Below are 23556 nucleotides of genomic sequence, written 5' to 3' on the forward strand. Positions count from 1 at the left end.
GTTTGCGAGTGGGAATAGGCATGGCTGATAAACAACTTGCGTATGATACGCGCGGAAAAGACGATCTGTTTGCCGACGATGATCCGTTGGCTGAACTGGCCCGTATCGTCGGCTTCGAGCCGCGTGTTGCAGCGAATACGGTGATGGAGACCGCACGCCGCGAGCCTGCCCTCGATCTCGAGGACGAGCTTGGGCGCGAGTTCGATCGCTACGATTCGCCGCGTCCGCTTGCAGAGCTCGACCGGCCCGCCGAACCGATCTCTGATGACCTCAGGCCTGAAGATTACGTCGAGCCCGTTCTCGATGTTTCTTCCGCTGCCGAACATGCGGAGGCTCCTGAGCCGGTTTCCGTCGCTGCCGTTGAGGCCGACGAAGCTTTGCCCGCCGCAGGAAATGGGGACGCATCTGTCGCCGACTGGGCGGAGCAGCTTTCTCCCGAGCCCGACGCGTCGGTGCAATCGGCCTTCGGCGGGGCGCGCGACCTGATCGAGGAGCTTGAACTGTCGATCGGCGCAGCACCGGTCTCTTCGCTGGTGCAGCCCACCAAGGCGCCGCAATGGTCGGCTGCCAGCATCAGGCTGCCGCTTGCCAATTTCCATGCCCCGAGGCGCGAGGAACCGGTTGTTTTGCCGGAGTCTGTCGCCGAAACGGTCGCCGCACCGGTTGCTGAAGCGCCATCCGCCGATCTTCCTGTGATCGAGCCTCAACCTGTCATCGAGCCGTCGGCGCTTGTCGCCGCTGTCGAACCTTCCGAAGAATTCGAATCCGCTTCTCCGTCACTTGGCTTTCCCGCCGAACTCGATCGCCATGATGAGGTGATCGCGCCGGAAGAGACCGCTGAGACCGAAGAATTCGTCGAAGTCGGGGAAGAGGTGGAGGATTTCGGGTCCGATGCCGGTTTCGATCTCATCGCCGCCGCCGTCGAAGGCGAGATCCAGGCCGATGCCGCGCTGACCGAGGTCGTGCCTGATGTTCCGCACACCGCCGGCACATTCGATCTCGACGATCTGCTCGCCGACGTCTCGCGTTATCCGGTGCCGCAACGTGCCAATCCGGCGCCCGTCTCGCCGCAACCCGCATCGATCGAGGCAGCGCCCGTTCCGGTCGCTCCCGTGGCCGCCGCACCTGTTCAGTCCGAGGTGATCGCGCCCGCACCGCTCGCCGCAGCAACCGTCCGGTCTGCTCCGGTCGAGCCGGCCCCGGTCTATGCGGCCGAAGCCGCAAGTCCGATCGCGCCGCAGCTTGCCGAGGTCGGTACGCCTCAGCCTGCCGCAGCGGCATATTCGCCGACGCCGCAGCCGGCACCGGAAGCCGACGACCCCTTCGCCGGCCATGATTTCGAGCTGGATCTTGCCGGCATCGAGCTGGAACTGACCGATCTCGATTTCTCCGAGCCGTCCGAGCCCGCACCGCAGCCTGAGCCGCCAGCCCCTGCTCCCCAGCAGGCCGCTGCCGTCGCTCCTCGGCCCGCTCCGGTTTTTGCTCCTGAGCCGCCGGCTCCTGCTTTTGAGCAGGCTGCTGCCGCTCCTGCACGGTCCGCTCCGGCCTTCGTTCCCGAGCCGCAGGCTCAAGCTCAAGCTCCGGCTCCGGCTTTCAACTGGACGCCTGTCTCCGAATCGACCGAAGATCTGCCATTCGATCCGGCGATGATCTCCGATCCGGAGGATCGTCCCGAGGCCGTCGACGACATGCACGTGCCGGCGCTGCCGCCGGTCGAGCAGCCCGCGCCGGTCGCGAAATCTGCGGATTTCGATTTCGATCTCGACGCCGAGATCGCCAGCTTCTTTGAACCGGCCAAACCGCGGCAGACGCCGACGCCGGTCCGGGATACGGCCGCCGCCGCTGCACAGCCGGTGAAGCCCACCATCGCCGATGGCCTCGATGATTTCGAACGGGCGCTGGAGGAAGATTTCCGCCGCAGCGTGCGCGAGCCGGTCGAGCGCCGCGAGACCTCGGAGGTCCGTATCGAATCGGCAAGCCAGGCCGCTGATTTCAGCCGCGCCCGATCGATGCGCCAGCTGCTTGCCGGGGCCGTCGTGCTCGTGGTCTTTGCTGGCGTCGGTTATGGCGTCTATTCCTCCGTCTGGAACGGCGAGGGGCTCGGCATTGTAGCAATCGGCGAGCCGCGCGTGATCACCGCCGACAAGGAGCCGGTCAAGGTCGTTCCGGAAAATCCTGGCGGCAAGACCGTGCCGAACCAGGATAAGGCCGTCTACGACCGCGTTGCCGGTTCTGCCGAAGAGCCGAAGCAGAAGGCGCTCGTTTCTTCCGATGAGGCGCCCGTCGATGTGGTCCAGCGCACGCTGACACCGGAAGCGCTGCCCGAGGACGACGAGAACGCCAGCGTCGACGATCAGGTCACGCCGACTGCGGTCGGTGAGACGGAAGATCCGCGTCTGCTGCCAACCCAGGACAACGCCGACAACGCTTCGGCGACCAACACTGACAAGACGCCGTCCGTTTCGCCGCGCAAGGTCCGCACGATGATCGTCAAGCCTGACGGTACGTTGGTCGCCCGCGAGGAACCGGCGCCCGTCGACGAGCCGACACAGTCTGCCCAGGCGACGCAGTCTGCTCAGGGGACACCGTCTGCCCAGCCGATGCCGCCGGCTCAGCCGACGTCGACGGCTCCGTCGACCCCGCCTGCGCAATCGAGCCCGGCTGTACCTCCCGTCGGTGGAACGGCCGCAAGCTTCCCGGCAAGCGCCGAGGTTGCTTCCGCCGATGCGCGTTCTGTAGCCCCCGTCGAAACCGCGCCGGTACAGCCGCCGCTCCCCGGCAGTGCCGACGCGCAGGCCGCAAATCCGGCCCCGGTCGCTCCGCCGGTGCGCCCAGTCAAAACCGCGGGGATTGCCGATACCGCTCCCATTCCGACCGCCCGTCCGGCCGACCAGCCCGTCAACGTCGTCGGCACCGTCACCGAGAAGGGCAATGTCCGCCCGCCTGCCCAGCAGCCGAAGTCGACGGAGGTCGCGGCCGCAGCACCAGTCGCCGCAAAACCGCAGCAAGCCGCATCTGCCGGCGGCTACGGCATCCAGATCGCCTCGCTGCCTTCGGAAGACGAGGCGACCAAATCCTATGCCAACCTGTCGAAGAAATTCGCCGGCGTGCTTGGCGGCCGCAGCCACGAGATCCGCAGGGCCGATATCGCCGGCAAGGGCACTTTCTACCGTGTCCGCATTCCGGCCGGTTCCAAGGATGAGGCCGCAGCACTCTGCGAACAGTATCGCGCGGCGGGTGGAAGCTGCCTGATCTCCAGGTAGGATCGCGTCTGTGAATATCAGAGCGGCGGGCCGGATCGGTCCGCCGCTCTTTTTTGTGCATCGCGCCCGACCTTGCTCGCATCTGGCCGGGCTCCGCTCTAAGATTCTGACATGACCGAATCAAAAGCGATGATCCTTGGCTGCAGCGGCCTTGCCCTCACATCCGAAGAGAAAGCCTTTTACCGGGGCGGGCGCCCCTGGGGCTTCATCCTCTTCGGGCGCAACATCTCCGAAGCACGGCAGATCGCCGATCTCGTCGCCGAACTGCGCGACAGCGTCGGCTGGCATGCGCCGGTGCTGATCGACCAGGAGGGCGGCCGCGTCCAGCGCATCCGCCCTCCCATTCTCACGCGTTATCCTTCCGGCCAGGCGCTCGGCGATCTCTATCGCCGCGATCGCGCACTCGGTCTGCGCGCCGCCTGGCTGATGTCGCGGCTGCACGCCTTCGATCTTTCGAGCCTCGGCATCGATGTCGATTGCCTGCCGGTGCTCGATGTGCCGGTCGCGGGCAGCAGCAACGTCATCGGCGACCGCGCCTATGGCGGCGATCCGCAGACCGTCATCGCGATGGGCCGGGCGGCTGCCGAGGGGCTGAAGGCCGGCGGCCTGTTGCCTGTCATGAAGCATATGCCAGGCCATGGTCGCGGCTTTGCGGATTCACATCTGGAGCTGCCCGTCGTCACCGTCTCGCGCGATGAGCTGGAGCTCCATGACTTCCCGCCCTTTGTCGCGATGAAGGACGAGTTGATGGCCATGACCTGCCACGTCGTTTTCGCCGCCATCGACCCGGACAATCCGGCGACGACCTCGCGCAAGGTGATCGACGGCATCATCCGCGAGCACATCGGCTTTAACGGTCTGCTGCTCTCCGACGACAGCTCGATGAACGCTCTTTCCGGCACGATCGGTGAACGTGCAGCGAATATCATTGCAGGCGGATGCGATATCGTGCTGCATTGCAATGGCAATATGGACGAGATGCGGGAGGTTGTGGCAAATGTTCCACCGCTCGCCGGCATATCGCTTGCCCGCGCAAAAGCGGTGGAAGCGGGCTTCGCGGCGCCGGATACCGCCGATGAAGCGGAATTGAGGGCGGAATTCGAGGCGATTTTTGCGACGGTCTGATCGTAAGGGAGCAGTTAGGTGAACACGGTCAAGGGCACGGAACGTCCGCAGGCGGCAACGCCGATGGACAAGCTGTGGCAGGATAACGGTGCCGAGCGCGCCAGCCACGAGCCGGCGCTGGTGATCGACGTCGCCGGCTTCGAAGGCCCGCTCGACCTGTTGCTCTATCTCGCCCGCAACCAGAAGGTCGATCTGTCGCGCATTTCGGTGCTGGCGCTCGCCGAGCAATATCTGTTGTTCGTCGAAAGCGCCCGGCGTATCCGCATCGAGCTTGCCGCGGATTACCTCGTCATGGCGGCCTGGCTTGCCTATCTCAAATCGAAGCTGCTCATTCCCCAGCAGATCAAGGATGACGGCCCTTCCGGCGAGGAACTGGCGGCAACGCTCGCCTTCCGCCTGAAACGCCTCGAAGCCATGCGCCAGGCGGCAGACGGCCTCGTCAACCGCAATCGCCTCGGCCGCGATATCTTTGTGCGCGGCGCGCCCGAGCATATTCCCGATCGCCAGCAATCCGCTTATGCGGCGAGCCTTTATGATCTCCTGACCGCCTATGCGGCGCTGCGCCAGCGCCATGCCGTCACCCAGGTGACGATCGAGCGGCGCACGGTCTGGTCGCTGACCGATGCCCGCGAGCTGCTGACGCAGATGATCGGCGAGGTCGCCGACTGGACGGCGATGGAACATTATCTGCTGCGGTATCTCGCAGCGCCCGAAGAGCGCGTCACGGCAATCGCCAGCGCCTTTGCTGCCTCGCTGGAGCTGGTGCGCGAGGGCAAGCTCGAAATCCGCCAGGACGGCGCCTTTCAGCCGATATACATGCGCCGCGGTCCGAAACATGCCACGCTGCAGGTGGTCGAACAGGAGCGGCCGGCTTGATCGATCTGAAGGGCGAAGAAGATTTCGAAGGCAATTTCGAAGACAGGGGCCGCGACCTGCAGGCTGAGATCGAGGCCGAGCGCATTGCCGAGGCGCTGGTTTTTGCCTCCTCGCAACCGGTCTCCGAAGGTTTCCTCGCCGAGCGCCTGCCTGAGAAAACCGACGTGCACGCGATCATGCTCCGCCTGAAGGCGCAATATGCGCCGCGCGGCGTCAATCTCGTGCAGGTCGAAGGCGCCTGGGCCTTCCGCACCGCCGCCGACCTGTCCTTCGTCATCCGCCGTGATGACAATGAGGTGAAGAAGCTTTCGCGCGCAGCACTGGAAGTGCTGGCGATCATCGCCTATCACCAGCCGGTGACGCGTGCCGAAATCGAGGACATCCGAGGCGTCCAGACCTCGCGCGGCACGCTCGACGTGCTGATGGAAGCTGGCTGGGTGCGGTTCCGTGGCCGCCGGCGCACGCCGGGCCGGCCGGTGACATTGGGCACGACACGGGATTTCCTCGACCATTTCGGTCTCGAAGAGCTGCGTGACCTGCCCGGTCTCGAAGAGTTGAAGGGAGCGGGCTTGCTGTCGGGCCGCATTCCGGCGAACTTCAACATTCCCTCGCCGTTGATGAACGACGAACTGACCGAGGACGAGGACCCGATCACCCAGATGGACCTCGAGGAACTGGGGTTGCTGGCACCGCGCGGCACCTCCGAAGATTGAGGGGCCTGCGTCTTGCTTTTGCCATGCATGGCGAAAACAATGGTGGCCACCACTTTTCGATGGGTCGATGGCTTGTCACAAAGGGCGATACCGTGACATTAAGCTCAATTCAAAGGGCTTGATGTTGGAAACGGTGTGGGAAATCCCCACATCGTGGGAACATAGAAACAGGGAGTTAGCGTAATGATGGGTTCCTTTAGCATGTGGCACTGGTTGATCGTTCTGGTCATCGTGCTGTTGTTGTTCGGTCGCGGCAAGATCCCTGAACTGATGGGCGATGTTGCCAAGGGCATCAAGAGCTTCAAGAAGGGCATGACGGACGAAGACGCGCCGGATACGGCAAAGACCGTCGATCACAAGGCCGACGAAACGAAGTAACCAAGTCCGGGAAAAAGCGCAGCCCCCGCGCTTCCCGTCCAGGAGCCTTGCATGTTCGATATTGGCTGGACCGAGCTTTTGGTCATCGCGGTCGTCCTGATCGTGGTCGTCGGTCCGAAGGATTTGCCGCCGATGCTGCGCGCTTTCGGCAAGATGACGCAGCGTGCCCGCAAGGTTGCGGGTGATTTCCGTGTGCAATTCGACGAAGCGTTGCGCGAAGCCGAGCTTGACGATGTCCGCCAGACAATCAGCGACGCCCAGAAACTGAACCCGGTCAACAGCCTGCGCGAGGCGATGAACCCGCTTCGCCAAATGGGCAACGAGATCAAGGCCGACCTGCAGAAGTCGACCACGGTCACGGAGAACAAGACCGAGGTGCCGCCCGATGCCGTCGCAGCCCCGACGCCGTCGATGAGCCTGCCGGAAACGCCGCAATTGGTAGCGACACCTGCGTCGCCTGAACCCGTCGCCGCAGCGATTGTGCAAGCCGATACGGTTGCCGCCAAGCCGAAAGCCGTGCGCAAGCCGCGCGTCAAGCCTGCTGACCAGGTCGATGCCGCCGCCGCCGTTGCAGTGCCTGTGGAAAAGCCGAAACGCACGACGGCGGTCAGGAAGCCTGCAACGCCGAAGAAGCCTGCGCAGACAAAGAAGGACGAGGCATGAGCGGTGATATCGAAGACAAGCCGCAGCCGTTGATCGAGCACCTGATGGAGCTGCGTACGCGGCTGATGTGGTCGATCGGCGCGTTTTTCGCCGCCTTCATTGCATGCTTCTTTTTTGCCAAGAATCTCTTCAATTATCTGGTCATCCCATACAAGACAGCGGTCGTGTGGGCTAATCTCGACGTCGAGAAGGCCCAACTCATCTACACCGCGCCGCAGGAGTTCTTCTTCACCCAGGTCAAGGTGGCGATGTTCGGCGGCCTTGTGGTCGCTTTCCCGATCATCGCCGCCCAGGTCTACAAGTTCGTGGCGCCCGGCCTCTACAAGAACGAGCGTCAGGCTTTCCTGCCGTTCCTGATCGCCTCTCCGGTCCTGTTCCTGATGGGCGGTGCGCTCGTCTATTTCTTCTTCACGCCGATGGTCATGTGGTTCTTCCTGTCGATGCAGCAGGCGCCGGGTCATGACGAAATAGCGATCTCGCTGATGCCGAAGGTCTCGGAATATCTGAGCCTGATCATGACGCTGGTCTTTTCCTTCGGACTCGTCTTCCAACTGCCTGTCATCACCACGCTGCTCGCCCGTGTCGGTCTTCTGACGTCGCAATGGCTCGCCGAAAAGCGCAAGTTTGCCATCGTCCTCGCCTTCGTCGTCGCTGCCGTGCTGACGCCGCCGGACCCGATGTCCCAGATCGGCCTTGCGATACCGACGATCCTTCTCTACGAGATTTCCATCTATGCGGCGCGACTCGTGGAGCGCCAGCGTGCCCGGCGGGCGGTCGAAAAGGAAACCGGATCCGCAGACGTTGCCAAGACGGACAGCGTCTGAGCGGCGATCCCGGAAATCCCTTCATGAACGCCGTCGACTGCGTATTCCTTAAATTGGAATCGGTTTAAGGAATTAAGCAGCAATTCAAAGTGTTGCGGTGTCCTTTGCGCGTCTGAAAAGACAGGGCGGCGCTGTAACATCCGGTCGAGGCCATATCAGGCTTTGGCCGGGCCACCTCTGTTGCAACGACCTGGAACGACGATGCTCGATATCAAATGGATCCGTGAGAATCCCGAAGCGCTCGATGCCGCCCTCGCCAAGCGCGGCGCGGAGCCTCTGGCCCAAAGTCTCGTTGCCCTCGATGAAAAGCGCCGCTCCGCTGTGCAGAAGGCGCAGGACCTGCTGTCCCGCCGTAACCTCGCCTCCAAGGATATTGGCGCGGCGATGGCCCAGAAGAATAGCGAGCTGGCGGAGAAGCTGAAGTCGGAGGTCTCTGAACTCAAGACCTTGCTGCCGGCGATCGAGGAAGAAGACCGGCAACTGACGGCCGAACTCAACGATGCGCTGTCGCGCATCCCGAACATACCCTTCGACGACGTCCCGGTCGGCAAGGACGAGCATGACAATGTCGTCACCCGCACCGTCGGCGAAAAGCCACGCTGGAACCACGCCCCGAAGGAGCACTTCGAAATCGGCGAAGCGCTCGGCTATATGGATTTCGAACGCGCCGCCAAGCTCTCCGGCTCGCGCTTCACGGTCCTGACCGGGCCGCTCGCCAGGCTCGAGCGCGCGCTCGGTCAGTTCATGATCGATCTCCACACCAGCGAGCACGGCTATACCGAAGTCAGCTCGCCGCTGATGGTGCGCGACGAGGCCGTTTATGGCACCGCCCAGCTGCCGAAATTCGCCGAGGATCTCTTCAGGACGACGGATGGCCGCTGGCTGATTCCGACGGCCGAAGTGACCCTGACCAATCTGGTGCGCGAGGAAATCCTCGATCAGGAAAATCTGCCGCTGCGCTTCACCGCGCTGACGCCGTCCTTCCGTTCGGAAGCAGGCTCCGCGGGCCGCGATACGCGTGGCATGCTGCGCCAGCATCAGTTCTGGAAATGCGAGCTCGTCTCGATCACCGATGCCGAGAGCGCCGTTGCCGAGCATGAGCGCATGACCGCTTGCGCCGAGGAAGTGCTGAAGCGCCTCGGCCTGCATTTCCGCACCATGACGCTTTGCACCGGCGACATGGGTTTCGGCTCGCGCAAGACCTACGATCTCGAAGTCTGGCTGCCGGGGCAGAATGCCTTCCGTGAAATCTCTTCCTGCTCGGTCTGCGGCGATTTTCAGGGTCGGCGGATGAATGCGCGCTACCGCGGCAAGGACGACAAGAGCAACAGGTTCGTCCACACGCTGAATGGTTCCGGCACGGCGGTCGGCCGCTGCCTGATCGCCGTCCTTGAAAATTATCTGAATGAGGACGGTTCCGTCACGATTCCGGACGTTTTGCTGCCTTATATGGGCGGATTGACCAAAATCGAACGGGCGGCTTGAGGCGATGCGCATCCTGCTTACGAATGACGACGGCATTCACGCCGAAGGTCTTGCCGCGTTGGAGCGGATCGCGCGCACGCTGTCCGACGATGTCTGGATCGTGGCGCCCGAGACCGACCAGAGCGGCCTGGCCCATTCGCTGAGCCTTTCCGAACCTTTGCGGCTGCGCAAGATTTCCGACAAGCATTTCGCCCTGCGCGGCACGCCGACCGATTGCGTCATCATGGGCATCAGGCAGGTGATGGATATCAAGCCGGATCTCGTCCTGTCGGGCGTCAATTCAGGCACGAACGTTGCCGACGACGTGACCTATTCCGGCACGATCGCCGGCGCCATCGAGGGCACGATGCAGGGCGTGCGCTCCTTCGCGCTGAGCCAGGCCTATCTCTATGAGGACGGTGCGCGCATCGTACCCTGGGAGGTCTGCGAGACGCATGCGCCGGCTCTTCTGGAAAAGCTGATGGTTCTGGACCTGCCGGAGGGCACGTTCCTCAATCTCAATTTCCCGAACTGCCGTCCCGACGAGGTCGACGGCGCCGAGGTGACCATGCAGGGCAAGCTCGCCTTCAATCTGCAGGTCGACGCCCGCTCCGACGGCCGGGGCTTTCCTTACTACTGGCTGAAGTTTGGCGAACGCGCCGGCGCCTTCGTTGAAGGCACCGATATTCACGCCCTGAAGCATAATAAGATTTCGGTAACGCCTTTGAAACTGGATCTGACCGATTATTCCGTGACGGACCGCGTGGCGCGGGCCTTGGGATACGGAGCACAAGTTTGACGGCAAGACTGGCGGAGAAGGAGGGCTTTGCGGCGCTCGTCCTCAGATTGCGTGCCGAAGGCATCTCGGACCTCGATCTGCTGACGGCGGTCGAGCAGACGCAGCGTTCGTTGTTCGTGCCGCCGCAATTCGCCGACGACGCCTATTCGAGCCGGACGATCCCGATCGAATGCGGTTCCTTCCTCGAAGGCATCGATTTTGCCGTCCGCATCCTGCATCACCTGAAGCTCAAGCCCGGCCAGCGCGTCCTGGAGATCGGCACTGGAAGCGGCTTTACCGCCGCCGTGATGGGCCGCCTGGCCGAGCGTGTTCTGTCCATCGACCGCTACAAGACGCTGACATCAGCCGCGCAGCGGCGCATGGAATCGCTTGGTCTGCGCAGCGTCGTCATCCGCCAGGCCGACGGCAGCGCCGGCATGCAGGGTGAGGGCACCTTCGACCGCATCCTGGTGACGGCCGCCTTCAACGCGATGCCGCGCTTTTATACCGACCAGCTCGTTTCCGGCGGCTCGATGATCGCGCCGCTGATGATTTCCGAGAACGAGTGTCGCATGGTGCGACTGACGAAAACCGGCAGCCGCTTCGAACGCGAGGAGTTATTCGAGGCGCCCTATCTGCCGATCGTTCCGCGGCTTGCCTCGCTGCTTTAGGCACTGCGATTTTTCACCTGTAAGCTATGGTTATCAACTTCTCAAAAAAATCGCACTGATTCCAGCATCTTAACCGCGTGGTAATACTAACGCGTTTTAATAGACTCACAAATGGTTGCGTTCTCAGTGGGTCGAGTCATGCGTTTCAGTCTTTCGCCAAAGTTCGGGAAGTCGGCCGGTAATCTTCTGGTTGTTAGCCTGCTGGCAAGTGCCGCAACAGGCTGCAGTTCCGATGTGACACGGTTTGGCGGCTTGTTTTCCTCCTCCGGGCAGGACCAGATCACCACAAGTTCCATTCCGCGTAGGAATATGAACGGTTCTCAGGGCGATCCGGTGCCGCGCGCCGATCTTAGCAGTTCGGCCGTTGCCGGCCAGTCAGGCTACGGCGGCGGCAATGACGCACTGAACCAGCCTTATCCCGCCCGCCAGGGTTACGATCCGACCCGCACGTCGAGCTCGAGCGCACGTCTCGCTTCCGCGCCGGTCTCAGTGCAGCGTTCAGATCTGGCCGCGCCGACCGCGGCGGCACCATCCCGGCAGCGGGAAAAGGAAGTTGCGCTCGCCCAGCCTTTCCCAGCTGCGCCGCAGGTCGAAAGGCCCCGATTGGTGGCGCCGGCGGCACCCAAGGTGATGCCTGATGCGCTGACGACCGGCACGACGCCGAAGGTTTCCGGCTGGTCCGCGACCAACGCTCCATCGGTGACGCTGCGTCCGGGTGAAAGCATCGCCACGCTCTCGAGGCGCTTTGGCGTACCCGAAAAAGAAATTCTGCGCGTCAACAACCTGAAGACGGCATCTGCCGCCCAGCCTGGCCAGGCGGTCCTCATCCCGACCCTCAACGGCGGCAATGCCGCCAAGGCGGCGTCGCAGGCGGCTGATCTTTCCAAGCCCGGCAAGATCCCGGCGCCGAAGGCACCTGAGCAGAACGTCGCCGTCGTTCCAAACGCCAATTCCGCCCGCGACAAGACGCTGGCGAGTGGCGATGTCACCGGCAAACTTCCCGCCGGCGCCGGCAAGGATCCGAAGGCGCCTGCCGGCACCTATGTCGTCAAGCAAGGCGATTCCCTGGCAAAGATTGCCAAGGCGACCGGTAGCAATGTCGACGACCTCAAGGCCGCCAACAATCTTTCGGCCAGCTCGCTCCGCATCGGTCAGGCTCTGAAGATCCCGAACGGCACCGCCGACAATATCAAGACCGCCTCGATCCCGGCTGAGAAGGTCGATCCGAAGCCGACCCAGCCGGCGGCTGCCCAGCAGACGGCTTCCGTTCAGCCCGCGCCCTATAAGGCACCGGCCGCCACTCAGACCGTCGACGATGTCGAGAAGAAGTCTGACGTCAGCTCCGCCGCGCCGGAATCGACCGGCATCGGCAAATATCGCTGGCCGGTACGCGGCCAGGTCATTGCTTCATATGGCGCCAACGTCAACGGCAACCGCAATGACGGCATCGACATCTCGGTCCCGCAGGGCACGCCGATCAAAGCCGCCGAAAACGGCGTCGTCATCTATGCCGGCAACGGCCTGAAGGAACTCGGCAACACGGTTCTCGTCCGTCACGACGACGGCACCGTCACCGTCTACGGCAACGCCGATACGCTGAGCGTCACCCGCGGCCAGAAGATCCAGCGCGGCCAGACCGTCGCCGTCTCCGGCATGAGCGGCGACGTCAAGCAGCCGCAGGTCCATTTCGAGGTGCGCAAGGACGCGTCTCCGGTCAATCCGATGACTTTCCTGGAATAGGTACAGCGTGCCAGGAATCGCAAAAGCCCGGCCATCAGCCGGGCTTTTGTCTTTTGGATGCCGATCAAATCGTGCAGCGGTTTTGGGATAACGACATGTGTCGCCTGAATTTGAATTGGCGCGACGCGCTTCAGTCCCGGTCTATGTGAACCCGCATGCGTCCGGCCAAGTCCTGAATATACTGCCAGGCGACGCGGCCGGAGCGTGCGCCGCGCGTCGTTGCCCATTCCAGCGCTTCGGCATGCATCTTGTCGCGTTCGAGCCCGAGTTTGAAGTGATCGGCATAGCCGTCGATCATGCCGAGATAATCCTCCTGGCTGCATTTGTGGAAGCCGAGCCAGAGGCCGAAGCGGTCGGAAAGCGAAACCTTCTCCTCGACCGCTTCCGACGGATTGATCGCCGTCGACTGCTCGTTTTCCATCATGTGGCGCGGCAGGAGATGGCGCCGGTTGGAGGTGGCGTAGAAGAGCACATTGTCCGGCCGCCCTTCGACGCCGCCGTCGAGCGCCGCCTTCAGCGACTTGTAGGCGGTATCGTCGTGATCGAAGGAGAGATCGTCGCAGAAGACGATCACGCGGTACGGCGTGTCCTTCAGGAGGTCGAGCAGATTGGGAAGGCTAGCGATATCTTCACGATGGACTTCGACCAGTTTCAGCGAGGCGCTGTTTTCGCGCCTGACATCCTCGTGCACGGCCTTGACCAGTGAGGATTTGCCCATGCCACGCGCGCCCCAGAGCAGCACATTGTTGGCGGCATAGCCCTCGGCGAAACGCACCGTATTCTCATGCAGGATGTCGCGCACGTGATCGACGCCGCGGATGAGCGTCAGCGCCACCCGGTTCGGCCTCCTGACCGGCTGCAGATGCTGGCGCAGGGGCGCCCAGACGAAACAGTCGGCAGCATCCCAGTCGTTGAGAGCAGGTGCCGGTCCGGCAAGACGCTCGACGGCGTCTGCGAGCCGTTTCATCTCGGCAAGCAGGGCTGTGTTGATTTCCTCGGTCATCGGTGGCCTCCTGATTTCTCACTGCGGCAATCCGCTTTGATCTTTCGATGCCGCTGATGCATGTCGCCCGGAAGTGTGGAGCCGTTCCGGGCGACATGCTTGAAAACAAAAGAGCTAAAGCGCGTCGCATCGATCAAGTTCGATGCGACGCGCTTTAGCATGGCGTTTTGACGGCGGAAAGGTTATGAGGCAGCGGAATCGGTACTGTTTCCGGCTGTTTCTGTTGCATTCATCGAAGCCGTAACTATAGTCCGGCAACCTGAAAAGAGAGGCGGAGTTCCGCCGCCCAAGCCTGAGGAGTTTAGCATGTTCATCACCCCGGCATTCGCCCAGAGCGCGACCGATACCGCAACAGGATTCGGCGGCTCCGGTTTCGAAATGATCATCCTGTTCGTGCCGCTGATGGTCGTCTGGTACTTCCTGCTGATCCGTCCGCAGCGCGCGCAGGCAAAAAAGCGTGAGGAGACCCTGAAGGCGATCCGTCGCGGCGACCAGGTCGTCACCGGTGGCGGCCTCGTCGGCAAGGTCACCAAGGTGATCGACGAAAAGGAAGTCGAAGTCGAGATCGCTGACGGCGTGCGCGTGCGCATCGTCCGCAGCGGCATCTCCGAAATTCGCGTCAAGGGTGAACCGGTCAAGGCCGACGCGGCGTAACAAGCGATAACCGCAGGACCGCCGGATCGGAAGATCGTCGAGAGAATGTTGCATTTTTCCCGCTGGAAAACACTTCTGATTTGGCTGGTCGCGTTTGCGGCCATCGTCATCGCTGCGCCCAATCTGCTGACTGAGGCGCAGCGATCTTCCTTGCCGGACTGGTTGCGGCACGACCGCGTAGTGCTTGGTCTCGACCTGCAGGGCGGCTCGCATATCGTTCTGAAGGTCGAGCGTTCCGATATCGTCAGGGACCGCCTGGAAGAGGTGGTCGCCAATGTGCGCAACGCGCTACGCGGCGCCGGCATCCGCTATACCGGGCTGACCGGCAATGACCAGACCGTTACCGTGCGGATCACCGATGCGGCCCAGACACAGGCGGCGGTCGATCTCCTGAAGCCTTTGACGACGGCTGGTGGACATTCGGGACCTGAGGTCGCCCTGCAGCAGGGTGACCAGGGGCAGCTCTCGCTGCAGATTTCCGACGCCGGCATTACTGCTGACGTCGCTTCCGCCCGGACCCGCTCGCTCGATATCGTTGGCCGCCGCATCGCCGGATTGGGCAATGATAATTTCCTCGTTCGCCCCGATGGCGCCGACCGCATCGTCGTGCAGGTGTTGGGATCGATCGATGCGGAGCGGCTGAAGAACATCCTCAACCAGCCGGCCAAACTTTCCTTTCATCTGATCGACGAAAGCATGTCCGGGCAGGAGGCGCTGAACGGCCGCTGGCCGGCGACATCGCAGGTGCTCTATTCGCTTGACGATCCGCCGGTGCCGTACCTTGTCGACCGCACAGCGTTCATCACCGGCAGCAACATGGTCGATATAGAGCCTGTCGTCGATCCACAGACACAGGACACCTCGATCGCCTACCGTCTCGATGCCGAAGGCAAAGAGCGGCTGGCGCAGGCGACGGGGCAGAATATCGGCAAGCACCTTGCCATCGTCTTTGACGACCAGGTGATGTCGTCACCGGTCATCGATGCGGCGATCACCGGCGGCGAGGGCCGGATTTCGGCAAACTTCTCCGAGGGTGGCGTCCGCGACCTTGCGATCATGCTGCGCGCCGGCGCCTTGCCGGCGACGCTGACCAGCGTCGAGGAACGCAGCGTCAGTCAGAGATTCGGCGCCGATTCCATCTTCAACGGTCTCGTTGCCGGCCTCGTCGCCGTCGTATTGGTCGCGGCATTGATGATCGCGCTCTATCGCATCCTCGGCCTCATCGCCGTCGCCTCGCTCTTCCTCAACCTGATCCTCATCGTCACAGTGCTCAGCCTTGCCGGCGCGACGCTAACCTTGCCGGGGATTGCCGGAATCGTGCTGATCGTCGGCATGGCGGTCGACTCGAATGTTCTGATCTATGAGCGAATTCGCGAAGAGGAAAAAACCACCCATTCCTTTGCGGAGGCCGTCGGACGCGGTTTCTCGCGCGCATTCGCAACCATCGTCGACGCGAACGTCACGATCTTCATTGCCGCCATCATCCTCTTCTTCCTCGGCAGCGAATCCATCCGCGGTTTCGCCGTGACGCTCGCGATCGGCATCCTGACGACCGTTTTCACGGCTTTCACGCTGACACGCTCGATCGTTGCCGTCTGGTTGAGAAGGCGCCATCCCCGGCATCTGCCGAAGAGCGTTCTGACGCACCTTTTCGAACACGCCAATATCCGCTTCATGGGGATCCGCCGTTATGTCTTTACGGCGTCGGCGGTCATCTCGCTGATCGCCATGGCCGCCTTTGCCACCGTCGGCCTGCATCTCGGCATTGATTTCACCGGCGGTTCGCTCATCGAGGTGACGGCGAAGCAAGGCAATGCCGACATCGCCGATCTCAACGCGCGCCTTAATGATCTCAATCTCGGTGAGATCAATGTCGAGCCCACGGGCGGGCCGGCGAACGCGCGGATCCGCATCGCTTCCCAGGGCGGCGGCGAAAATGCCGAGCAGTCGGCGGCGACGCTGGTGCGCGGCGAGTTCCAGGAAGATTATGATTTTCGCCGCGTCGAGGTCGTCGGCCCTGCCATCTCGGGCGAATTGACGATGATGGCGACGCTCGGCGTGCTTGCAGCACTTGCGGCGATCCTGATCTACATCTGGATCCGCTTCGAATGGCAGTTCGCGGTCGGCGCCATCGTCGCAACGCTGCACGATGTCATCATCATGCTCGGCCTCTTCGTCCTCACCGGCATCGAGTTCAACCTGACGAGCGTCGCCGCCGTGCTGACCATCGTCGGTTACTCCCTGAACGATACGGTCGTGGTCTACGACCGAATGCGCGAGAATCTGAAGCGATACAAGAAGATGCCGCTGTCGATCCTGATCGATGCTTCGATCAATCAGACGCTGTCGCGCACCGTTCTGACCGCGGCGACGACGCTGATCGCCTTGCTGGCGCTCCTTCTCTTCGGCGGTGAAGTCATCCGTTCCTTCACCTTTGCGATGCTCTTCGGCGTTGCTCTCGGCACCTTCTCTTCGATCTATATCGCCGCTCCTGTCTTGATCGTCTTCCGGCTGCGGCCAGAGGCTCCCGACGGGGAAGAGAGCAACAAGACGGATGCTGGTGTAAAATCCGGCACGGTGGTTTGAAAACATGGCAAAAGGCATAGAAATCCGCGCCGCGCATTTCCCCGGGCGCGCTCCGATCGATGCTTACGGCAATGGCGGCTTTCGTTTTGCCGACATGTCGCATCGCGGCTCGATCCTTTGCCTGCCCTCCGGCATTCATGGCTGGGATATGGACATGTCGAAACCGCTGTCGCCTGAAAATTTTCGTCGGGTGCTGGATGAGGCCGCCGATATCGAGGTTCTGCTCGTCGGTACTGGAACCGAGCTTCGCCGTCTGCCCGAAGAATTGAGGCTGGCGCTGAAGTCGCGCGGCATCTCCTCCGATCCGATGAGCACCGGGGCTGCAGTGCGCACCTTCAACATCATGCTCGCAGAGCAGCGTGCCGTCGCCGCGGCGTTGATTGCGGTCTGACGATGACTGATGCGCATATTGCGACCAACCAGGAGATCTGCCTGGCGATGCTGCGTGACAGCGATCGCGACCGCTATCTCGCCTGTCTGCTGTCGCCGGAGGAAAAGCGCGGCGCGCTCGCAGCTCTTTACGCCTTCAACGCCGAGCTTGCCCGCATCCGCGATCTCGTCCACGAGCCCTTGCCCGGTCAGGTGCGGCTGCAATATTGGCACGATCTTCTGGAAGGCAGCGCACACGGCTCGACGGCGGCCAATCCCGTCGCCGCAGCCCTTTTGATCGCGATCGAAACGCACCGCCTGCCGCGCAAGACGCTGATCGACATGATCGAGGCCCGTACCTTCGATCTCTATGACGATCCGATGGAGACACGTCTTTCGCTTGAAGGCTATGCCGGCGAAACCGCATCGGCGCTGATTCAGCTCGCAAGCCTGGTGCTTTCGCCGGAGGAAGCCGCACGTTCGGCCGACGCCGCCGGCCATGCCGGCGTCGCCCAGGCGGTCGCCGGGCTGTTGCTGCTGATGCCGCTGCATCGCCGCCGCGGCCAGATCTATATTCCGCTGCAGATCCTTTCCGCCACCGGTCTCGACCGCGATGCCTTCCTCGCCGGCGAAGACAGGCCGCGCATCTCTGCCGCCATCGAGGCCTTCGCCGGCCTCGGTCGCGAACATCTGGCAAAGGCGAGGGCGGCGGGGCCGATTGCGCCGGCCGTCTTTCCAGCCTTCCTGCCGGCGACGCTTGCCGAACCGGTGCTCGTCATGGCGCAGAAACGCGGGGCCTTGGTGTTCGACCGGTCGCTGCAGCCGCCGCAATGGCGCCGCCAGCTGCGGATGGGGCTGGCTGCCGCACGCCGAAAAATCTGATATCGGTCAAATTCGCGCAAGTCTCGCGCGTTACAAGGCTTCCACCGCTACCCTTTGAACGGAGACTCGGCGTGGGCATTATCGTCTGGTGCGTCCTTTTCGTCATCGTCATTTTCTTTGCTTTCGTGGCAACGCGCATGGCCGCGCAGAACAAGGAAGATGGCCTGCATGACACGGGCCTCGCCATCATCGAGTTCGGCCGTGCCTTTCCGAACGAGGCGATCCGTCAGCTGCAGGCGACGGAAAACGGCCAGGCCGTCTTTGTGCGCCTGCACGACAACAAGGCCGGCTTCATGCGCAATATGTCGCGCCATTTCTCCTGCCACGTGATCGAGCCGGGCCGGGTGCGCGTCATCGGCTCGGAAACGGGCAGGGGACTGGTGATCGACTTTCTCGATGCACCCCATCACAACGGCAATTTCGAATTCGCTACCGCCAAGGAAGCCTCGGAGGTTTCGCTCTGGCTGCTCGGCAATTATATCGCCGAGCCCGATAAGGACCTGCCGCCCGGCAATATTTCGGCGGCGAACCAGCAGTAGAAGTGGCTGCTCACGCGCTTTCGGCAAACGTCGAATTTTGGCCGAGCCAGGCGGCGCAGTCCGCGAGCGCGCGGCGTGCGATCAGCTGCCGCTTCATGATCGTCTTGTCCTTGCCGCGGAAGCGCTTGACGCCTTCGGGTTTGACGATCGAACCCGGCTGAAGCTCCGGAAACAGCCCGAAATTGATGTTCATCGGCTGGAACGATCGTTTGCCCGGCTCCTCGTCGGTGACGAGATGCCCGCCGGTGATATGACCGAGCAGCGAGCCGAGCGCCGTCGTCGCCGGCGGTAGCGAGATCGCCTCGCCCTTGCGTTCCGCGGCAGCGAAACGCCCGGCCATCAGCCCGACGCTGGCGCTTTCCACATAACCCTCACAGCCGGTGATCTGGCCGGCAAAGCGCAGGCCGGGCCGCGATTTCAGCGTCAGCGACGGATCGAGCAGGGTGGGGGAGTTGATATAGGTGTTGCGGTGCAGACCGCCGAGACGGGCAAATTCCGCATTTTCCAGACCCGGGATCATCCGGAAGATATCCGCCTGCGCGCCATATTTCAGCTTCGTCTGGAAGCCGACCATATTGTAGAGCGTACCGAGCGCATTGTCCTGACGCAGCTGCACGACGGCATAGGCCTTGACCGTCGGATTATGCGCGTTCGTCAGCCCCATCGGCTTCATCGGTCCGTGGCGCAGCGTCTCGCGGCCGCGTTCGGCCATCACCTCGATCGGCAGGCAACCGTCGAAATAAGGCGTGCCCTCCCATTCCTTGAAACCGACCGTATCGCCGGATATCAGCGCATCGACGAAGGCATTGTACTGCGCTTCGTCCATCGGGCAGTTGATGTAATCCTTGCCTGTGCCGCCGGGGCCGACCTTGTCGTAGCGCGACTGATACCAGCAGATATCCATATCGATGCTCTCGCGGTAGACGATCGGCGCGATGGCGTCGAAGAAGGCAAGCGAATCCTCGCCGGTTTCCGTCTGGATGGCGCTCGCGAGCGACGGCGCCGTCAGCGGTCCGGTGGCGACGATGGCTAGATCCCAATCCTTCGGCGGCAGGCCGGTGATCTCTTCACGCACGACGGTGATGAGCGGGTGGTCATGGACCGCTTTGGTCACCGCCTCGGAGAAGCCATCGCGATCGACGGCGAGCGCACCGCCGGCCGGTACCTGGCACCGATCGGCAGCGGCCATGATCAGCGAGCCCGCCATGCGCATCTCGGCATGGATGACGCCGACGGCATTGCTGGTCGCATCGTCGGAACGGAAGGAATTGGAGCAGACGAGTTCGGCAAGGCCGTCGGTCTTGTGCGCATCCGTGCCGCGCACCCCGCGCATTTCATGCAGGATGACCGGAACGCCGGAACCGGCGATCTGCCAGGCGGCTTCCGAACCGGCAAGCCCGCCGCCGACGACGTGGATGGGGGAATAGGAAGAGATCGTTTTCATTCCGGGCTGATATCATGTCGGCAGGTGCGATCCAACACCCTGGAATCAAAAACGGCGCCCTGGGGCGCCGTCTTGGAAGCATCGTACTCGCTATTAGCGGAACGAGCGGGATGCGATATTCCGGATGTCGTAGCGGCTAACGCCGATATCGGACAGGGTCTGGTTCGAAAGGCCGCCGAGTTCATTGAGCGTACGACGGTAGCTGAGCCAGCTTCTTGCAATGCGGATCGGGTTCATTGTCTTCTTCCTATGTCCGCGGGACGGCGGGATCGCCTGTCTCTCTGCGGTTGACGTTTATATAGGCGAGAACCGTCCGATTGTGCAGTGCAAATAAAAGGCGTCTGCCATGCAATTGTGCACTATGATGCTCTTCAATTAAGCAGAGGATATTTTTTGAGCGGGCTAACGAGTGGGAAAAACCTGCAACCGCCGCGGCAGCCGCATGCAGACAAAAGAAAACGCCCGCTGTGGGGACAGCGGGCGTTTCAATCGAGAACAATCCTGCTTGGGAGGAGCAGCGGATCGCCTGGAATTAGCGGTGAGAAGCCTCACGGGCAACGCGATGGATGTCCGAACGATCGATGCCGAGATCGTGCAATTCGCGGTTGGTCATGCGGCCGAGTTCCGTGACGGTCTGACGATACTTGCGCCAGTTATTGAATGAGCGAGAGAAGTTCATGTTAAGCCCCTTTCCGAGGGTTTCATCCGCCAGCAGCCACCGATCGGCGCTGACCTCTATTTGATGACTGGAATATATGTTGCGACGCGAAAGACTAAAACAGACAAGTTTTCAGATCACCTATGCGACCCATGCAATGCTCAAAGGATATTTGACGCAGACTTACCATTTTTTGGTCAACGAATAGGCAGAATGACTTTTGAAAAGCAGTTCGACTGAGAGGGCGAATGGGGTGCCATAACAGAAAACGCTGCTTCCTCCGGTGATTCCGCCCGTGCTTCCGCTGCAAAGAGGCGTTCCGTTTCGCATTAGAAGTCGCCCACCCCTTCGCGGGGTTGGTGGGGCGGCGTGACGACAATGTGGCATGACGGCGCCATGCGACGAAAATCCTCTCGCCGCCAAGGTTTTAATGAAGCTTTGACTAAACAAAAACGCCCGCCGGGGGAGGATCCGGCGGGCGCGTTATGGTGACTGACAACTGGGAGGAGGAGTGTTGCCAGTCTATCGCAGCGCGCTGGGAGGAGGAGTGCGCGGCTACGAATCTCGTCACGGACAAAGCATCCGCGGGCGTCCGGCTAATGCCGGGCCGGGGCGCCATCCCCGTGCTTCGATGTGTCGATCAATAGTATGACTAATGAGTATTGTGCAGTGCAATAATTTCATGGGGGATATGCAGAGGTCGCATACCTCTCCGTCCATAGGCTTATACTAGTGCTTCTTACGTTAGCGGCCGGTTAACACTCGATACTATTTAGACCAATGAGGAACTTGTATATTGTCGCAAGAGCGTTTGCGAACACACGTGCTGCATCTATAACGGCGTGAGCTGCAGCGCCGCAGTCGACGTTGCGGAAATCGAGGGGTTGAGCATGTATCGCGGCAGATTGGAGCGGGATCTTTCGCTCTGGGTAGGCAAGGGCCTGCTCAGGCAGGAAACGGCAGGTGCGCTTCTCGCCGAATATGACAGCCGCCCGGCAAGCTTCAGCCTCGGCCGGGTGCTGATGGCGCTGGCAGCGGTGCTGCTTGCAGCTGCCATCCTGCTGGTCGTCGCCTCCAACTGGGAGGCCATCCCGCGCCTGGTACGCGTCGGGGGCATCCTTGCCCTGATCTGGGTGGTGCATATCGCCGCCGCCCGGATGCTTGCCCGCGGTGCGACAGCCGCCGCAGGCGGCTTGCTGGTCATCGGCGCGATGAGTTTCGGCGGCGCCATCTCGCTGGTCGGGCAGATGTATCACGTCTCCGGCGACCAGCAGACGGTGATGTATCTCTGGTTCGCGATTGCGACGGTCTCGGCGATCCTGTTCCGTTCAGCCGCCGTGACCGTCGTCGCCGGCTTCCTCTCCTGGGCGTCCTTCGCCGTCTATCTTCAGAATAACGACACGCATTGGATAGGTTTCAACCCCTGGATGGCGCCCGTCATGGCGGTGATCGTCATCGGGCTGGTGCGGTATACCGGCGCTGAGAGAGCCCGCCACCTGGCCTATCTGCTGCTCATCGGCTGGCTTGCCTGGCTCTATACTCTTTATGAGGAGATCGCCGTGGCGCTTGCTTTTGCAATCGGCGGCATGGCGGCCTTCGTCCTGACGGCGCTGCCCCCCCGGCCTATTGCCTCCTTGGTCAGAACCGCCGGTGCGGCTCCCGCCTTCTACAGCTTCCTCGTCGCCGTAATCGGCTTCCTGCTGCTGCATATCGAGATCGAGGACGGCTGGGGGCTGGTGGTGCTCGGAGTGGTGACGCTTGCCGCTTCCGTGCTGGCGATCGTCCTGCGTGGCAGGGATAATGGCGCGGTGCGATATCTCGCCTACGCGACCTTTGCCGCGGAGATGCTCTATCTCGCCTCCGTCACCGTCGGCTCGATCCTCGGCACGTCGAGCCTCTTCCTCTTCTCCGGTCTCGTGGTCGCGCTAGTTGCCTGGATGGTCATCCGTCTCGAACGGCGTTTTTCGGCGAGTGCACAGGGGGAGCGGGCATGAATTCGTTCATGGCAAAGCTGCAATCCGGCAAGGGCTATTTGCTTTCGGCCATCATCGTCGCGGGTCTGCAGACCCTAATCCTCGGCACGATCATCCAGAGCCGGGCGTCGATCCTCAGCGATGGCGCCGAAGTGCTGCTGAAGACGGCGCCCGTCGATCCGCGCGATTTCCTACGCGGCGACTATGTCGTCTTGAACTACGGCATTTCCTCGGTGCCGGTGCAGACGGTTTCCGGCGGCATTCCGGCTGAGGCCGGCGAGCGGGTGTTATGGGTCCGGTTGAAGAAGCAGGAGGACGGTTTCTGGACGGTGACCGAATCGTCCTTTCACGAACTGCCTCCGCAGCCGGAGACCGTGATCCTGCGCAGCCAGCCATTTTATAGCGGCGGACTTGCCGTCGGCGACAGCATGCGTGTCGAATACGGCATCGAGCGCTACTACGTTCCTGAAGGCGAGGGCAAGCCGATCGAGGAGGCCCGCAATGACGGCAACGTCGCCATTGCAGTGCGTGTCTCGCCTGATGGAAGCGCACAGATCCGCAGCCTTCTCGTTGACGGCAAGCCGGTTTACGACGAGCCGCTTTACTGATCCGGCGGCACTTCGGGGCAGGGCTGCTCCAGGGCTGCAAATCCCCTGTCATTTGCCGTTCATTTTTCCTTTGCCTCGACCAAATCGGGTGATATAGAGACGCCGCGCTCCGGAAGGCCTCATGCGCAGGCATAGGCATGCGGTTTTGTGAACGCGGGTATGGTGAAATTGGTAGACACGCCAGATTTAGGTTCTGGTGCCGCAAGGCGTGGGAGTTCAAGTCTCTCTACCCGCACCAAGCTGTTTGCAGGCGGGAGACTAAGAATCGGTTGTTCCAGAACAATTGAGAGTTGTCCCGAATAGCCCGCGAGTGCCATTCCGCTTTGGGCGGAATGATATGGAATT

At 62.1% G+C, this 23556-nt stretch carries 22 protein-coding genes and 1 tRNA gene; 19 read left to right on the forward strand and 4 right to left on the reverse strand.

All coding sequences use genetic code 11. The features are described 5' to 3' along the window. Positions 1 to 20 precede the first annotated feature (20 nt). The 11 genes from RWK44_RS04695 (at position 21) to RWK44_RS04745 (ending at position 12495) form a co-directional block, all read left to right on the forward strand. Positions 21 to 3263 carry an SPOR domain-containing protein gene (locus RWK44_RS04695; protein WP_316028437.1) on the forward strand — a complete coding sequence of 1081 codons (3243 nt, stop codon included), beginning with the start codon at positions 21 to 23 and terminating at the stop codon, positions 3261 to 3263. Positions 3264 to 3374: 111 nt separating this feature from the next. After that, the gene (gene nagZ, locus RWK44_RS04700) at positions 3375 to 4388 is read left to right on the forward strand and encodes a beta-N-acetylhexosaminidase (protein ID WP_316028438.1); all 1014 of its coding nucleotides are present in this window, start codon (positions 3375 to 3377) and stop codon (positions 4386 to 4388) included. An 18-nt stretch (positions 4389 to 4406) separates the two neighbouring features. Continuing rightward, a complete protein-coding gene (locus tag RWK44_RS04705; protein ID WP_168281757.1) occupies positions 4407 to 5264 on the forward strand; it encodes a segregation and condensation protein A in 858 nt (285 codons plus the stop codon). Next, positions 5261 to 5977, forward strand: a complete 717-nt coding sequence (gene scpB, locus RWK44_RS04710; protein WP_316028439.1) for an SMC-Scp complex subunit ScpB — start codon at positions 5261 to 5263, stop codon at positions 5975 to 5977. The genes RWK44_RS04705 and scpB overlap by 4 nt, the downstream gene beginning before the upstream one ends. 186 nt (positions 5978 to 6163) lie before the next feature. Next, a complete protein-coding gene (locus RWK44_RS04715; RefSeq protein WP_003538990.1) occupies positions 6164 to 6355 on the forward strand; it encodes a twin-arginine translocase TatA/TatE family subunit in 192 nt (63 codons plus the stop codon). A 51-nt stretch (positions 6356 to 6406) separates the two neighbouring features. Then, entirely contained in the window at positions 6407 to 7018 is a 612-nt protein-coding gene (gene tatB / locus RWK44_RS04720) for a Sec-independent protein translocase protein TatB (RefSeq protein WP_316028440.1), read from the forward strand. Next, positions 7015 to 7842 carry a twin-arginine translocase subunit TatC gene (gene tatC, locus RWK44_RS04725; RefSeq protein ID WP_316028441.1) on the forward strand — a complete coding sequence of 276 codons (828 nt, stop codon included), beginning with the start codon at positions 7015 to 7017 and terminating at the stop codon, positions 7840 to 7842. Before tatB ends, tatC begins: the two co-directional genes overlap by 4 nt. A gap of 201 nt (positions 7843 to 8043) precedes the next feature. After that, positions 8044 to 9327 carry a serine--tRNA ligase gene (gene serS, locus RWK44_RS04730; protein ID WP_316028442.1) on the forward strand — a complete coding sequence of 428 codons (1284 nt, stop codon included), beginning with the start codon at positions 8044 to 8046 and terminating at the stop codon, positions 9325 to 9327. Positions 9328 to 9331: 4 nt separating this feature from the next. Further along, a complete protein-coding gene (surE, locus tag RWK44_RS04735; RefSeq protein ID WP_316028443.1) occupies positions 9332 to 10105 on the forward strand; it encodes a 5'/3'-nucleotidase SurE in 774 nt (257 codons plus the stop codon). After that, positions 10102 to 10755 carry a protein-L-isoaspartate(D-aspartate) O-methyltransferase gene (locus RWK44_RS04740; RefSeq protein WP_011651660.1) on the forward strand — a complete coding sequence of 218 codons (654 nt, stop codon included), beginning with the start codon at positions 10102 to 10104 and terminating at the stop codon, positions 10753 to 10755. Before surE ends, RWK44_RS04740 begins: the two co-directional genes overlap by 4 nt. Positions 10756 to 10893: 138 nt before the next feature. Further along, a complete protein-coding gene (locus tag RWK44_RS04745; protein ID WP_131663884.1) occupies positions 10894 to 12495 on the forward strand; it encodes a peptidoglycan DD-metalloendopeptidase family protein in 1602 nt (533 codons plus the stop codon). A gap of 130 nt (positions 12496 to 12625) precedes the next feature. On the opposite strand, the gene RWK44_RS04750 is transcribed toward RWK44_RS04745, so the two are convergent. Next, positions 12626 to 13498, reverse strand: coding sequence for an ATP-binding protein (locus RWK44_RS04750; RefSeq protein ID WP_131663885.1), 873 nt, complete (start codon positions 13496 to 13498; stop codon positions 12626 to 12628). A 306-nt stretch (positions 13499 to 13804) separates the two neighbouring features. On the opposite strand from RWK44_RS04750, the gene yajC reads away from it, so the two are divergent. The 5 genes from yajC (at position 13805) to RWK44_RS04775 (ending at position 18528) form a co-directional block, all read left to right on the forward strand. Next, positions 13805 to 14152 carry a preprotein translocase subunit YajC gene (yajC, locus tag RWK44_RS04755; RefSeq protein ID WP_003539006.1) on the forward strand — a complete coding sequence of 116 codons (348 nt, stop codon included), beginning with the start codon at positions 13805 to 13807 and terminating at the stop codon, positions 14150 to 14152. Between the two features lie 45 nt (positions 14153 to 14197). Then, entirely contained in the window at positions 14198 to 16738 is a 2541-nt protein-coding gene (gene secDF, locus RWK44_RS04760; protein ID WP_132609693.1) for a protein translocase subunit SecDF, read from the forward strand. A gap of 4 nt (positions 16739 to 16742) precedes the next feature. Beyond that, positions 16743 to 17129, forward strand: a complete 387-nt coding sequence (locus RWK44_RS04765; protein WP_003539009.1) for an Mth938-like domain-containing protein — start codon at positions 16743 to 16745, stop codon at positions 17127 to 17129. 2 nt (positions 17130 to 17131) lie between these two features. Then, positions 17132 to 17989, forward strand: coding sequence for a phytoene/squalene synthase family protein (locus RWK44_RS04770; RefSeq protein WP_316028444.1), 858 nt, complete (start codon positions 17132 to 17134; stop codon positions 17987 to 17989). Between the two features lie 71 nt (positions 17990 to 18060). Next, complete coding sequence (locus tag RWK44_RS04775) at positions 18061 to 18528, forward strand: hypothetical protein (protein WP_077981162.1); 468 nt, start codon at positions 18061 to 18063, stop codon at positions 18526 to 18528. Between the two features lie 10 nt (positions 18529 to 18538). Here the strand turns inward: RWK44_RS04775 and trmFO are convergent, their stop codons facing one another. The 3 genes from trmFO to RWK44_RS04790 all read right to left on the reverse strand — a co-directional run bounded on the left by trmFO (position 18539) and on the right by RWK44_RS04790 (position 20651). Further along, the gene (gene trmFO / locus RWK44_RS04780) at positions 18539 to 19972 is read right to left on the reverse strand and encodes a methylenetetrahydrofolate--tRNA-(uracil(54)-C(5))-methyltransferase (FADH(2)-oxidizing) TrmFO (protein WP_316028445.1); all 1434 of its coding nucleotides are present in this window, start codon (positions 19970 to 19972) and stop codon (positions 18539 to 18541) included. 93 nt (positions 19973 to 20065) lie between these two features. Next, complete coding sequence (locus tag RWK44_RS04785) at positions 20066 to 20209, reverse strand: DUF1127 domain-containing protein (protein WP_003539017.1); 144 nt, start codon at positions 20207 to 20209, stop codon at positions 20066 to 20068. Between the two features lie 295 nt (positions 20210 to 20504). Beyond that, positions 20505 to 20651: a DUF1127 domain-containing protein gene (locus RWK44_RS04790; protein ID WP_003539019.1), complete on the reverse strand. Its 147-nt coding sequence runs from the start codon at positions 20649 to 20651 to the stop codon at positions 20505 to 20507. Between the two features lie 869 nt (positions 20652 to 21520). On the opposite strand from RWK44_RS04790, the gene RWK44_RS04795 reads away from it, so the two are divergent. The 3 genes from RWK44_RS04795 to RWK44_RS04805 all read left to right on the forward strand — a co-directional run bounded on the left by RWK44_RS04795 (position 21521) and on the right by RWK44_RS04805 (position 23449). Continuing rightward, positions 21521 to 22624, forward strand: coding sequence for a DUF2157 domain-containing protein (locus tag RWK44_RS04795; protein WP_077981160.1), 1104 nt, complete (start codon positions 21521 to 21523; stop codon positions 22622 to 22624). Further along, positions 22621 to 23211, forward strand: a complete 591-nt coding sequence (locus RWK44_RS04800; protein ID WP_316028446.1) for a GDYXXLXY domain-containing protein — start codon at positions 22621 to 22623, stop codon at positions 23209 to 23211. The genes RWK44_RS04795 and RWK44_RS04800 overlap by 4 nt, the downstream gene beginning before the upstream one ends. A gap of 153 nt (positions 23212 to 23364) precedes the next feature. Then, positions 23365 to 23449: transfer RNA gene (locus RWK44_RS04805), tRNA-Leu, on the forward strand. Positions 23450 to 23556 lie beyond the last annotated feature (107 nt).

Source organism: Rhizobium sp. 25PS6 (assembly GCF_032464655.1).
Lineage (GTDB): Bacteria > Pseudomonadota > Alphaproteobacteria > Rhizobiales > Rhizobiaceae > Rhizobium > Rhizobium laguerreae.

Coding starts and splice junctions, on each gene's coding strand:
- RWK44_RS04745 (WP_131663884.1), top strand. CDS start 10,894: ATGCGTTTCAGTCTTTCGCCAAAGTTCGGGAAGTCGGCCGGTAATCTT.
- serS (WP_316028442.1), top strand. CDS start 8,044: ATGCTCGATATCAAATGGATCCGTGAGAATCCCGAAGCGCTCGATGCC.
- RWK44_RS04695 (WP_316028437.1), top strand. CDS start 21: ATGGCTGATAAACAACTTGCGTATGATACGCGCGGAAAAGACGATCTG.
- nagZ (WP_316028438.1), top strand. CDS start 3,375: ATGACCGAATCAAAAGCGATGATCCTTGGCTGCAGCGGCCTTGCCCTC.
- RWK44_RS04795 (WP_077981160.1), top strand. CDS start 21,521: ATGTATCGCGGCAGATTGGAGCGGGATCTTTCGCTCTGGGTAGGCAAG.
- RWK44_RS04765 (WP_003539009.1), top strand. CDS start 16,743: ATGGCAAAAGGCATAGAAATCCGCGCCGCGCATTTCCCCGGGCGCGCT.
- trmFO (WP_316028445.1), bottom strand. CDS start 19,972: ATGAAAACGATCTCTTCCTATTCCCCCATCCACGTCGTCGGCGGCGGG.
- RWK44_RS04800 (WP_316028446.1), top strand. CDS start 22,621: ATGAATTCGTTCATGGCAAAGCTGCAATCCGGCAAGGGCTATTTGCTT.
- RWK44_RS04715 (WP_003538990.1), top strand. CDS start 6,164: ATGGGTTCCTTTAGCATGTGGCACTGGTTGATCGTTCTGGTCATCGTG.
- surE (WP_316028443.1), top strand. CDS start 9,332: ATGCGCATCCTGCTTACGAATGACGACGGCATTCACGCCGAAGGTCTT.
- RWK44_RS04770 (WP_316028444.1), top strand. CDS start 17,132: ATGACTGATGCGCATATTGCGACCAACCAGGAGATCTGCCTGGCGATG.
- tatB (WP_316028440.1), top strand. CDS start 6,407: ATGTTCGATATTGGCTGGACCGAGCTTTTGGTCATCGCGGTCGTCCTG.
- yajC (WP_003539006.1), top strand. CDS start 13,805: ATGTTCATCACCCCGGCATTCGCCCAGAGCGCGACCGATACCGCAACA.
- RWK44_RS04790 (WP_003539019.1), bottom strand. CDS start 20,651: ATGAACTTCTCTCGCTCATTCAATAACTGGCGCAAGTATCGTCAGACC.
- RWK44_RS04750 (WP_131663885.1), bottom strand. CDS start 13,498: ATGACCGAGGAAATCAACACAGCCCTGCTTGCCGAGATGAAACGGCTC.
- tatC (WP_316028441.1), top strand. CDS start 7,015: ATGAGCGGTGATATCGAAGACAAGCCGCAGCCGTTGATCGAGCACCTG.
- secDF (WP_132609693.1), top strand. CDS start 14,198: ATGTTGCATTTTTCCCGCTGGAAAACACTTCTGATTTGGCTGGTCGCG.
- RWK44_RS04785 (WP_003539017.1), bottom strand. CDS start 20,209: ATGAACCCGATCCGCATTGCAAGAAGCTGGCTCAGCTACCGTCGTACG.